The organism is Streptomyces sp. NPDC046915 (assembly GCF_040644935.1).
In the GTDB taxonomy this organism is placed as follows: domain Bacteria; phylum Actinomycetota; class Actinomycetes; order Streptomycetales; family Streptomycetaceae; genus Streptomyces.
The window spans coordinates 45,543-57,401 of sequence record NZ_JBEYXB010000020.1; the positions used below are offsets into that span (position 1 = coordinate 45,543).

9 protein-coding genes are annotated in these 11,859 nt (G+C 70.3%); 4 read left to right on the forward strand and 5 right to left on the reverse strand.

The window, feature by feature from the left end:
* Window positions 1–22 precede the first annotated feature (22 nt).
* Both ABZ915_RS37755 and ABZ915_RS37760 read right to left on the reverse strand, forming a co-directional pair.
* Complete coding sequence (locus ABZ915_RS37755; protein ID WP_361812872.1) at window positions 23–394, reverse strand: WhiB family transcriptional regulator; 372 nt, start codon at window positions 392–394, stop codon at window positions 23–25.
* A 174-nt stretch (window positions 395–568) separates the two neighbouring features.
* A complete protein-coding gene (locus tag ABZ915_RS37760) occupies window positions 569–1,288 on the reverse strand; it encodes a DUF1707 domain-containing protein (protein WP_361812874.1) in 720 nt (239 codons plus the stop codon).
* Between the two features lie 166 nt (window positions 1,289–1,454).
* Between ABZ915_RS37760 and ABZ915_RS37765 the strand changes: the two genes are divergently transcribed.
* On the forward strand, window positions 1,455–3,122 hold the full coding sequence (locus ABZ915_RS37765; protein WP_361812876.1) for a fumarate hydratase: 1,668 nt from the start codon (window positions 1,455–1,457) through the stop codon (window positions 3,120–3,122).
* A gap of 370 nt (window positions 3,123–3,492) precedes the next feature.
* On the opposite strand, the gene ABZ915_RS37770 is transcribed toward ABZ915_RS37765, so the two are convergent.
* Both ABZ915_RS37770 and ABZ915_RS37775 read right to left on the reverse strand, forming a co-directional pair.
* Complete coding sequence (locus ABZ915_RS37770; protein WP_361812878.1) at window positions 3,493–3,993, reverse strand: hypothetical protein; 501 nt, start codon at window positions 3,991–3,993, stop codon at window positions 3,493–3,495.
* Complete coding sequence (locus ABZ915_RS37775) at window positions 3,990–4,505, reverse strand: SigE family RNA polymerase sigma factor (protein ID WP_361812880.1); 516 nt, start codon at window positions 4,503–4,505, stop codon at window positions 3,990–3,992. The genes ABZ915_RS37770 and ABZ915_RS37775 overlap by 4 nt, the downstream gene beginning before the upstream one ends.
* A 161-nt stretch (window positions 4,506–4,666) precedes the next feature.
* Between ABZ915_RS37775 and ABZ915_RS37780 the strand changes: the two genes are divergently transcribed.
* From ABZ915_RS37780 to ABZ915_RS37790, 3 genes are all read left to right on the forward strand, one after another.
* A complete protein-coding gene (locus tag ABZ915_RS37780) occupies window positions 4,667–6,052 on the forward strand; it encodes a class II fumarate hydratase (protein ID WP_361812882.1) in 1,386 nt (461 codons plus the stop codon).
* Window positions 6,053–6,146: 94 nt separating this feature from the next.
* Window positions 6,147–6,848: a DUF402 domain-containing protein gene (locus tag ABZ915_RS37785; RefSeq protein ID WP_361812884.1), complete on the forward strand. Its 702-nt coding sequence runs from the start codon at window positions 6,147–6,149 to the stop codon at window positions 6,846–6,848.
* A gap of 275 nt (window positions 6,849–7,123) precedes the next feature.
* Entirely contained in the window at window positions 7,124–9,205 is a 2,082-nt protein-coding gene (locus ABZ915_RS37790; protein ID WP_361812886.1) for a SpoIIE family protein phosphatase, read from the forward strand.
* 87 nt (window positions 9,206–9,292) lie between these two features.
* Here the strand turns inward: ABZ915_RS37790 and ABZ915_RS37795 are convergent, their stop codons facing one another.
* Entirely contained in the window at window positions 9,293–11,680 is a 2,388-nt protein-coding gene (locus ABZ915_RS37795; protein ID WP_361812888.1) for a transglycosylase domain-containing protein, read from the reverse strand.
* Window positions 11,681–11,859: the final 179 nt, after the last annotated feature.

Below are 11,859 nucleotides of genomic sequence, written 5' to 3' on the forward strand. Positions count from 1 at the left end.
AGAGGGCGCTCCCCGTCCGCGATCAGCCCGCTATACGGCTCGCCGCTCGGGCGGCCTTCTTCAGTTCCATGTCGCGGCGGCGGCGCCGGGCGAGGACCACGCGGCGTTCGGCCGCGGTGAGGCCGCCCCAGACGCCGTACGGCTCGGGCTGGAGCAGTGCGTGCTCGCGGCATTCGACCATCACGGGACAGCGCGCGCAGACCCGCTTGGCCGCCTCCTCGCGGGACAGCCGGGCGGCGGTGGGTTCCTTGGAGGGGGCGAAGAACAGGCCTGCCTCGTCGCGCCGGCACACCGCCTCGGTGTGCCAGGGTGCGTCTTGGTCCCTGTCCCGCACTGGCCCCCGCTGGGCCGGCACAGCAGCTACCTGCAGGGACGAATGCGGCGGTTGCAGCACGGTCTACTCCTGACGACGGCTTCGCGAGCGAGAGACGATGCAGCAAGCCCTACCCGCTGTGCGCGCGCCTATGCACTGCGTTCCGGGCCGCGGGAGTGCGGCGGCTTGTTCACGACCCTGTGCGCCGGCTGTCGAAGGACCGAAACGTTCCGGTTCCTGCCTCCTTCACGACCGTCAACGGTCCAGGTGTTTGCGCAAACCCTTGTCGACCTTGCGATGCACGCGGTCGAGGATGTCCGCGACGAGCTTGCCGCGCTTCGGCCGCGCCTCCACGTTGCCCAGCACCGCCCATCCGTCCACGTAGATGACGGGGGCGTCGGACTCGACCGAGTCCAGCGTGTCCACCTCGAAGTTGCCGAGCACTCCGCCGCCGGTGCCGCGCAGCGACACGTTCTCCGGTACGCGGATCTCGACGTTGCCGAAGACCGACACCGCCTTGATCACGACCTGCTGGTACTCGAAGATCGCCTCGCTGAGATCGATCTCGACGCTGCCGAAAATGGCGTACGCGTGCAGTCGGCGCCCGGCGCGCCAACGGCCCCGGCGCATGGCGCTGCTGAACACCGCGACCACATTGGCGTCCGCCTCGGCGGGTATCGCACCGGCGGCGGGGCGGGGCGGCACCGGCGTGTAGCCCGGGGACGCCTGACGCCCATGGGCCGCCGGCAGGTCCTGTATGAAGACCTCCAGCTCGCCCACCGTCTTGGCGTTCAGCACCCCCTCCACCCGCTCGGCGTGCTCGTCCGCGGTCAGGCGCCCCTCGGCGAGGGCTTCGCGCAGGATGTCGGCGATACGGTCACGGTCGGCGTCCGAGGCGCGGAGTTCGGTGACGCGCGGTGCCGCGCCCTGCTGTCGAGCCGGCTGATCCTGCTGATCCTGCTTCTGAAGGTCCACGGCAGCAGCGTACCGAAACGCGATAGATCGCGACTAGGGGTGTGGATAACCTTGGCGTGGCGAACTGAGCCTTACCTCACAGGTGTCCTGCCAGGGGCAGGTTCTACGCTGGTGAGCGCCCGCCAACGTCGGCGGGCGCCGTCCGTAGAGTGAGGAATGGGCTGAGATGCCTGAGTTCGCGTACACCGATCTGCTCCCCCAGGGAGAGGACACCACCCCCTACCGGCTGGTGACCTCCGAGGGTGTCTCCACCTTCGAGGCCGACGGGCGGACGTTCCTCAAGGTGGAGCCGGAGGCGCTGCGCAAGCTGGCCGAGGAGGCCATCCACGACATCCAGCACTACCTGCGCCCGGCCCACCTCGCGCAGCTGCGCCGCATCATCGACGACCCCGAGGCGTCGGGCAACGACAAGTTCGTCGCGCTCGACCTGCTGAAGAACGCGAACATCGCGGCGGCGGGCGTGCTGCCCATGTGCCAGGACACCGGCACGGCGATCGTCATGGGCAAGCGCGGGCAGAACGTGCTGACCGAGGGCCACGACGAGGAGGCGCTCTCCCGTGGCATCTACGACGCCTACAAGAACCTGAACCTGCGCTACTCGCAGATGGCTCCCCTCACCATGTGGGAGGAGAAGAACACCGGCTCCAACCTGCCCGCGCAGATCGAGCTGTACGCCACGGACGGCGGCGCGTACAAGTTCCTGTTCATGGCGAAGGGCGGCGGCTCCGCCAACAAGTCCTTCCTGTACCAGGAGACGAAGGCCGTCCTGAACGAGGCCTCCATGATGAAGTTCCTGGAGGAGAAGATCCGTTCGCTGGGTACGGCCGCCTGCCCGCCGTACCACCTGGCGATCGTGGTCGGCGGCACCTCGGCCGAGTACGCGCTGAAGACCGCAAAGTACGCCTCCGCGCACTACCTGGACGAGATCCCGGCCGAGGGATCCGAGCTCGGGCACGGCTTCCGGGACAAGGAGCTGGAGCAGAAGGTCTTCGAGCTCACCCAGAAGATCGGGATCGGCGCGCAGTTCGGCGGCAAGTACTTCTGCCACGACGTGCGGGTCGTCCGGCTGCCGCGGCACGGCGCGTCCTGCCCGGTCGCCATCGCGGTGTCGTGCTCCGCGGACCGCCAGGCCGTCGCGAAGATCACGGCGGAGGGGGTCTTCCTGGAGCAGCTGGAGACGGACCCGGCGCGGTTCCTGCCGGAGACGACGGACGAGCACCTCGACGAGTCCGCGGACGTGGTCAAGATCGACCTCAACCAGCCGATGGACGACATCCTCGCCGAGCTGACCAAGCACCCGGTCAAGACCCGGCTTTCGCTCACCGGTCCGCTGGTCGTGGCCCGCGACATCGCGCACGCCAAGATCAAGGAGCGGCTGGACGCGGGTGAGGAGATGCCGCAGTACCTGAAGGACCACCCGGTGTACTACGCGGGGCCGGCGAAGACGCCGGAGGGTTACGCGTCCGGTTCCTTCGGGCCGACCACGGCCGGGCGCATGGACTCCTACGTCGAGCAGTTCCAGGCGGCCGGGGGCTCGAAGGTGATGCTGGCGAAGGGCAACCGCAGCAAGCAGGTCACCGACGCGTGTGACGCGCACGGCGGCTTCTACCTCGGCTCCATCGGCGGCCCGGCCGCCCGGCTCGCCCAGGACTGCATCAAGAAGGTCGAGGTCGTCGAGTACGAGGAGCTCGGCATGGAGGCCGTCTGGAAGATCGAGGTCGAGGACTTCCCGGCGTTCGTCGTCGTCGACGACAAGGGCAACGACTTCTTCCAGGACCCGGCCCCGCAGCCGACGTTCACGTCGATTCCGGTGCGGGGGCCGGGGCTGGCGTAGTCCCTTCGGGGCGGCGGGGTGCGTTTCTCGCCCCCGCCGCCCCTGCCCTTCCCGCCCCCCAGGGGCTCCGCCCCTTCGACCCCGCCAGGGGCTCCGCCCCTTCGACCCCGCCGGGGGCTGCGCCCTCGAACCCCCGCGGGGCTCCGCCCCTGCACCCCGCCGGGGGCTCCGCCCCCAGGACCCCTGCGGGACTCCGCCCCCTCAACCCCCGCAGGGCTCCGCCCCCGAACCCCGCCGGGGGCTCCGCCCCCAGACCCCCATCGGCCTGAACGGCCTCGTCCTCAAGCGCCGGACGGGCTGGTATGAGCGGGCCAAGCTCCCTCGGTGACTGGCGCCCGCCCCTGATCGGCGCAGGGGCGGGCGTCTTGTGTCAGCGGGAGCAGAGGACCGCGTTGATCGTGTCGCCGACCGTGACGGTCTTGGGGGTGTGGGGGCTGACCGCGATGACCGTGCCCGGCTTGCAGCCTGTGAGCGGGCGCTTGGAGACCGTGCCGAGCTTCATCTGGGTCTTCGCCATGTAGGACTTGAAGTCCTTCAGGTCCCAGCCGTAGAAGTCGATCGGGTTGGTCCGGCCGTCGGTGGTGTACGCCACGGTGGCGGCGTCGTGCCCGCGGGCCGCGGCCGTGCTGCTCGGCTTGGCGTGCGAGCCGCCGGCGATCGAGGTGGCCAGGGCCGTTCCCCCGCCCGCCAGGATGAGGGCGGTGGCGACGGCGGCGATGCCGGCGGTCCGCCTGCGGCGGGTGCGGCGGACGATCCCGGGCGCGTCGAAGTCGGGCGCCTCGGCGGAGTCCGCGTAACGGTTCATGGCGTTCATCAGTTCCTCTTCGAAAGGTGTGCAGCCGGAAGGCCGCGCGTCGTCGTACGAGGTCATCGGATTCCTTCCGTCGGCTGCCGTGGTGAAGGGCCGGAGAGCGCGGGGAACTGGCTTCTGAGCTTCTCGATCCCCCGGGCGAGCTGCGAGCGCACCGTGCTCGGCGAGATGTCCAGGTCGGCGGCTATCTCGGCGTCCGAGAGGTCGTGGAAGTAGCGCAGCACCACGACCGTCCGCATCCGCATGGGCAGTTGCTGGAGAGCGCGCACCAACTGGTCCCTGCTGTCGACCTGTCCGTACTCGTCGCCCGGGGCGGCCCGGTCGGGGCCGTCCGCCTGCGGAACCGTACGGCGGAAGCGGCGCCAGCGGTCGTTGGCCAGGTTCACCATGATCCGCCGCACATAGGCGTCCGGGGCGTCCTTGGCGGAGATCCCGCGCCACTTGCGGCAGGCCCGCTCCAGGGTCTCCTGGACCAGGTCCTCAGCCGCCTCGCGGTTGCCCGTGAGGACGAGGGCTCCCCGGAACAGCGCGGCCGACCGGGCGGCGACGAAGCCGTCGAAGTTCGTCTCCACACGCTCCTCCCTTCCTGTCACCCGTCCTCGACGTGACAGCCCCCGCGTCTGCTGCACGGGCGGCATGGGATGAGACCTGAGTCACAGCTGCGGGCGGCCGTGCGGCACCCGGGCGGCCCAAAGCCCGGAACATCCCCACCGCCCCGATCGCTATAACCGGTATGAGCGACTACCGGATCGAACACGACTCCATGGGCGAGGTCCGTGTCCCCGCCCACGCCAAGTGGCGTGCCCAGACGCAGCGGGCCGTCGAGAACTTCCCCGTGTCGGGGCAGCGGATCGAGCGGGCGCACATCGAGGCGCTGGCCCGGATCAAGGGTGCGGCGGCGAAGGTGAACGCCGAGCTGGGGGTGCTGGACAAGGAGGTGGCCGAGGCGATCCAGGAGGCGGCGAGGGAGGTCGCCGAGGGGAAGTGGGACGAGCACTTCCCGGTCGACGTGTTCCAGACGGGGTCGGGGACCTCGTCCAACATGAACACCAACGAGGTCGTCGCCACGCTGGCGACGGAGCGGCTGGGCCGGCCCGTGCACCCCAACGACCACGTGAACGCCTCCCAGTCGTCCAACGACGTCTTCCCGTCCTCCCTCCACATCGCCGCCACGGCCGCCGTCACCCACGACCTGATCCCGGCACTGGAGCACCTCGCCGACGCCCTCGGCCGCAAGAGCGAGGAGTTCGCGGACGTCGTGAAGTCCGGGCGGACGCATCTGATGGACGCCACTCCGGTGACGCTGGGGCAGGAGTTCGGCGGGTACGCCGCCCAGGTGCGGTACGGCGTCGAGCGGTTGAACGCCTCGCTGCCGCGTCTCGCCGAGCTGCCGCTGGGCGGGACCGCCGTCGGGACCGGCATCAACACGCCGCCGGGATTCTCCGCCGCCGTGATCGCGGAGGTCGCCCGGGTCACCGGGCTGCCGCTGACCGAGGCGCGCGACCACTTCGAGGCGCAGGGCGCCCGGGACGGGATCGTGGAGACCAGCGGGCAGCTCAGGACGATCGCGGTCGGGCTGACGAAGATCGCCAACGATCTGCGGTGGATGTCCTCGGGCCCCATGACCGGGCTCGCGGAGATCTCGCTGCCCGACCTCCAGCCCGGCTCCTCGATCATGCCGGGGAAGGTCAATCCGGTCATTCCGGAGGCGGTCCTCATGGTCGCGGCCCAGGTGACCGGCAACGACGCCACGATCGCCACCGCCGGTGCCTCCGGGAACTTCGAGCTCAACGTCATGCTCCCGGTCATCGCCAAGAACGTGCTGGAGTCGGTGCGGCTGCTCGCCAACGTCAGCCGGCTGCTCGCCGACCGGACCGTGGACGGGATCACCGCCCACCGCGAACGGGCCCGCGAGTACGCCGAGTCCTCCCCCTCGGTGGTCACCCCGCTCAACAAGTACATCGGGTACGAGGAAGCCGCCAAGGTGGCCAAGAAGGCCCTCTCGGAACGCAAGACGATCCGTCAGGTCGTGCTGGAGAGCGGGTACGTCGAGCGCGGCGACCTCACCCGCGAGCAGCTGGACGAGGCGCTGGATGTCCTGCGTATGACGCACCCGTGACCGGTCGTCGCCGGTCACGGAACATTCGGGCCGCCCGGCCGGGACGGTGACGCGCACCGCAGCGTCGTATGCCTCGGGCACCTAATATCTGTGCATGGCAGACGGTGAAGCGGTGAGACGCGCGGTACGCGGGGAAGCTGGCGGCGCTGCGCCCTTCTGGGCGCCCGGGAGCCGGATCCTGTGGCGGTACCGGGAGAACGGCGGCGACCACATCCACATCGCCCGCCCCGTCACCGTCGTCCGGGACGACGAGGAACTGCTGGCCGTGTGGCTGGCGGCGGACACCGAGTGCGTGAAGCCGGTGCTCGCCGACGGTACGCCCGTGAACCTGGAGCCGCTTCGGACGCGCTACACCAAGCCCCGCTCGGTGCAGCGCGACCGGTGGTCCGGTACGGGCGTGCTGAAGCTGGCCCGGCCCGGTGAGCCGTGGTCGGTGTGGCTGTTCTGGGAGCCGGGCTGGCGGTTCAAGAACTGGTACGTCAACCTCGAGGAACCGCTGGTCCGCTGGGACGGCGGGGTCGACTCCGAGGACCATTTCCTCGACATCTCCGTGCACCCCGACCGCAGCTGGCACTGGCGTGACGAGGACGAGTTCGCGCAGGCCCAGCGGGACGGCCTGATGGACGACAAGCTCGCCGAACGGGTGCGGGAGGCGGGGCGCGCCGCGGTCGAGGTGATCCGCTCCTGGGGCCCGCCGTACTCCGAAGGCTGGCAGCACTGGCGCCCGAACCCGTCCTGGGCGGTACCGTCACTGCCGGAGGACTGGGACCGTACGCCCGCGCACGTGTCCTCATGAGACCCTTGATGCGCCCCCGGTCCACAACCGTAGGATCGTCCTCCGCAAGGAGGATCAACCCACAACTCCCGGGGAAAGTACCGGGCTTGACCGAACGTCACCGAGGGGCGGCAGGACGTGAGCGAGTGGTGCGAGGGCAAGACCACAGCGGAACGGAAACGGTCCGCCGCAGGAACGGCCTCTGACCACGCGGTAATTCCGTTCCACGGGCACGTATTCCGGGTATCGGGATTTCTGCGGGACGAACCGCGCGCACGACGCGCGGCCCCGGACGGATGGATTCGACACGCGTGACGGAGCAGCCGACCTCCTACGAGCGCCCACAGCCGGGCGTCGACCCCGCGGAGCCTCGCGGGGCGCTCCTGCGTGCCCAGACGCCGCTCGGCCCCGCCGCCTTACCCGCACAGGCCCGCACCGGCGAGACGCCCTCCTCACCGGGTACCACCACGCCCTGCGGCAAGGGGAAGGAGCTCCCAGTCAACGGCCCCGAGCACGCCCAGCCGTCCGCTGCCGAGCAGGACGCGCACCGTCCGCGCCCCGCGCCCGAGCAGATCCCGGTCCAGCCGGGCGCCGAGCAGGAGCACGGCCCCGGCGGCCAGGAGCGCCGCACCGGGCGGGGACTGCCGCCCGGCCGGCCGCTGCCGATGCGCCGGGACGGTGACCGGCTGCGCTTCGTCGGCGCCGCGACCCGGCGGATCGCCCGCGGCATCGACCTCGACGAGATCGTCATGGGCCTGTGCCGGGCCACCGTGCCGACCTTCTCGGACGCGATCCTCGTCTATCTGCGCGACCCGCTGCCGATCGGCGACGAACGCCCGACCGGGCCCGTGGTGCTGCGGCTGCGCCGCACCGACCGGATCCCGGAGGAGCGGGACACCGAAGGCGGGTTCCTGCCCGCCCCGGCGCCGGAGAGCGAGCTCCCCGAGCTGTCGGCGATGACCGCCGAACTGTGCGAGGTACGGCCCGGCGGAGCGCTCAACGAGGTGCTGCGCGGGGTGCGTCCGGTGTTCGCCGACTCCCCCGCCGCCCGCGCCGCACTCCCCGAACTCCTGGGCGAGGGCGGCGAGACCGTGGTGCCCGAGGGGCAGCACGCGATCCTCGCCCCGCTGCGCGGCCGGCGCCGGGTGATCGGGGCCGCGCTGTTCCTGCGCCGCCCGGAGCGGATGGCGTTCGAGGCAGACGACCTGCTGGTGGCCGCCCAGCTGGCCACGCACAGCGCCCTCGGCATCGACAAGGCGGTGCTGTACGGCCGCGAGGCGTACATCGCCGACGAGTTGCAGCGCACCATGCTGCCCGAGACGCTCCCCCGCCCGACCGGCGTCCGGCTGGCCTCGCGCTATCTGCCGGCCGCCGAGACGGCGCGGGTCGGTGGCGACTGGTACGACGCGATCCCGCTGCCCGGCAGCCGGGTCGCCCTCGTCGTCGGCGATGTGATGGGCCACTCCATGACCTCGGCCGCGATCATGGGCCAGCTGCGGACGACCGCCCAGACCCTCGCCGGGCTCGACCTGCCGCCGCAGGAGGTGCTGCACCACCTGGACGAGCAGGCCCAGCGCCTGGGCACCGACCGGATGGCGACCTGCCTGTACGCGGTGTACGACCCGGTCTCGCACCGCATCACCATCGCCAACGCCGGCCATCCCCCGCCCGTGCTGCTGCACCTGGGCGGGCGGGCCGAGGTGCTGCGGGTGCCGCCGGGCGCGCCCATCGGCGTCGGCGGCGTCGACTTCGAGGCCGTCGAGCTGGACGCGCCCGCCGGGGCCACACTGCTGCTCTACACCGACGGCCTGGTGGAGTCCCGCCTCAGGGACGTGTGGACCGGCATAGAGCAGCTGCGCGAGAAGCTCGCCGCGACGGCCCAGCTGACCGGGCCCGACCACCCGCCGCCCCTGGAGGCCCTGTGCGACGAGGTGCTCGACATGCTCGGCCCGGGTGACCGGGACGACGACATCGCGCTGCTCGCCGCCCGCTTCGACGGGATCGCGCCGAGCGACGTGGCGTACTGGTTCCTGGAGCCGGAGGACGCGGCCCCCGGCCGGGCCCGCCGGCTGGCCCGGCGCGCGCTGGCCCGCTGGGGCCTGGAGGAGCTCAGCGACTCGGTCGAGCTGCTGGTCAGCGAGGTCGTGACGAACGCGGTGCGCTACGCCTCCCGTCCGGTCACCCTGCGGCTGCTGCGCACCGACGTGCTGCGCTGCGAGGTCGGCGACGACGTCCCGCAGCTGCCGCGCCTGCGTCAGGCGCGGGCCACGGACGAGGGCGGGCGCGGGCTGTACCTGGTGAACCGGATGGCCCGGCGCTGGGGCGCGACGCGGCTGAGCACGGGCAAGGTGGTCTGGTTCGAGCTGAACCGCACCTAGTCGAGACGGCGGAAAGGGCGCCCGGTTTCCACCGGGCGCCCTTTCGCGTTCTTTCCCCTATTGGCCCCTATTGGCCCCTGTTGGCCCCTACTGGCCTTCGGGCTTCAGCGGGTTGAGCGGGTCGTCCGGGTTGCCGGTCGTCGGTGAGTTCGACGGGCTCGGCGGCTGTGACGTCGACGGGGGCGCGGACGACGGCGGCGCGCTGCTGGTCGCCGGGGTCGACGGCGGCTCGGACGACGGGGAGTTGGAGCTCGGCGGGGCCGAGGACGGCGGCGCGGACGTGCTCGCGGTCGGCGGCTGGGAGAAGGTGAAGCTCTCCGTCGGCTCGACCGCCGCGCCCTGCGTGGTGTTGAGGTCGAACTTCGCCTTGTCCGTGACACCGAAGGTGTACTCGGCCCAGATCTTCGCCGGGGTGTCGCCGCCGTTCACACGGCCGCCGCCCATCGCCCCCTTCAGCGAGACGTGGTCGAACTTCTTGACCGGCTTGCCGTCGCAGCCGGTGCCCCCGGCCTTGTCCGCCTCGCCGAACAGGCCGACCGAGGTGACCAGGTCCGGCGTGTAACCGGTGAACCAGGCCGAGCGGTTGCAGTCGGACGTACCGGTCTTGCCCGCCACCTGCTGTCCGTTGCGGAGGGGGTTCTTCGCCACGGAGGTCTGGGCCGTACCGTCGTCGACCACCCCGGTCAGCACGGAGGTCACCGAGTCGGCGGCGGTCCGGCTGATCACCGAGCCCCCGATCGGGTTGTCCATGGTGATCGTGCTGCCCTTCTTCTCCGCCGACTTGACGATGGTGGGCGTGACCTTGTCGCCGTGGTTGTCGAAGGTGGCGTAGATCCCGGCCATCTCCAGCGGGCTGGCGCCCATGGAGCCCAGCGTCTGCGCGGGCACCGCCTGCATGCCGTCGGTGTCCATACCGAGCTTGCCCGCCGTGCCCATGACCTGCTTCATGCCCACGTCGACGCCCATCTGTGCGAAGACGGAGTTGACGGACTTGTTCATCGCCTGCTGGACGGTGATCTTCCCGTAGCTGGCGTTGTCCTCGTTCGGCGGGGCGAAGCCGACCTTGGTGCCGTCGTCGAGGACCTGGCGGCGGCTGGTGCCGTCGTAGACGGCGTCGGCGCTGATCGGCTTGTCGTTCTGCGTCATGGCGTCGTCTTCCAACGCCGTGGCGAGAATGATCGGTTTGAACGTCGAGGCGGGCTGGTAGTCCCGGCGGGTGGCGTTGCTGTAGTAGTGCTTGAAGTAGTCCTGGCCGCCGTACAGGGCGACGATCTTCCCCGTCTTGGGGTCCACGGACACGGCGCCGGCCTGGACGTCGCCGTCGACCTTGCGCTTCTTCTTGTCGAGCTTGCTCGTCAGCTGGGCCTTGACCGCCTTCTCCAGCGCGGCCTGCTTCTTGCGGTCGACGTTCAGGGTGATGGTCCAGCCCTGGTTCTCGACCTTGGCCTCCGCGTCGGACTTGGAGAGGCCCTCGTCCTTCATCAGCTTCTGTTCCAGCTGGGCGTTGGCGAGTGAGACCAGGTAGCCCTTCTGGCCCTCCATGCCGGGGGCGCCCTTGGGCTCCTTGGGCACGGGGAACTTCATGGTCTGGCGCTCGGCCTTGTCCAGCCAGCCCTCCTCGACCATGTTGTCCAGGACGTAGTTCCAGCGGGCTTTCACCAGCTTCTTACCGGTGGCGGAGGCCACTGCCCAGTCGTACTGGCTCGGCGCCTGGAGCAGGGCCGCCAGGTACGCGCCCTGTTCGACTTTGAGCTTCTGGGCGTCGACGCGGTAGTAGGCCTGGGCGGCGGCCTGGATGCCGTAGGCGCCGCGGCCGTAGTAGCTGGTGTTGATGTAGCCGGCGAGGATGTCGTCCTTGTTCTCCTCGCGGTCCACCTTCAACGAGATGACCAGTTCCTTCAGCTTGCGCGTGACGGTCTGGTCCTGGTTGAGGTAGTAGTTCTTTACGTACTGCTGGGTGATCGTCGAACCACCCTGCTTGCCCTTGCCGGAGAGCGTGTTGATCAGGCCTCGGGCGGTGCCTTTGAAGTCGACGCCGGCGTCGTGGTAGAAGCTCTTGTTCTCGGCGGCGACGAAGGTCAGTTGGACCTTCCTCGGCACCTTCGACAGGTCCACGATCTCCCGGTTGACCTTGCCGTTCCGGGCGAGGATCGTGCCGTCGCTGTACTTGTAGACATTGCTCTGGCGCTGTGCGGCCACGTTGCCCGCCGGGATGTCCACGGCCAGGTACAGCGCGATGAACCCGCCGATGCACAGCAGGCACAGCCCGAAGAACGTGCCGAGGATCTTCTTCCAGGTGAACAGCCTGCGTATTCGGCCCTTCGCGGGCTTGCCCGCCGCCGCGCGCCCGCCGCTCGTCGCGGCCTGGGCGTTCGCCGTGGGCTGGGCGTTCGCCGAGGGCTCCGAGCGGTGGCGCCTGGGCGCCGCGCGGCGGCCACCACGCTGTCGCGCTCGTCTCTCTTCCGCTCGTCCCATGAGTACCTACGCTCCGCTTCCGTCTCAGGTCAGCTCAGAAAGCTAACACCGCTCTATATGACAAAGGAGGTTCGATCCGCTCTTTTACGGACGTGACAATCAGCACGCCGTCCCAAGGGAACCGACGGTTTGCGAGGGTGGAGGGTTGCTCCAGCGGGGTAAAGTGATATCACTTAGAT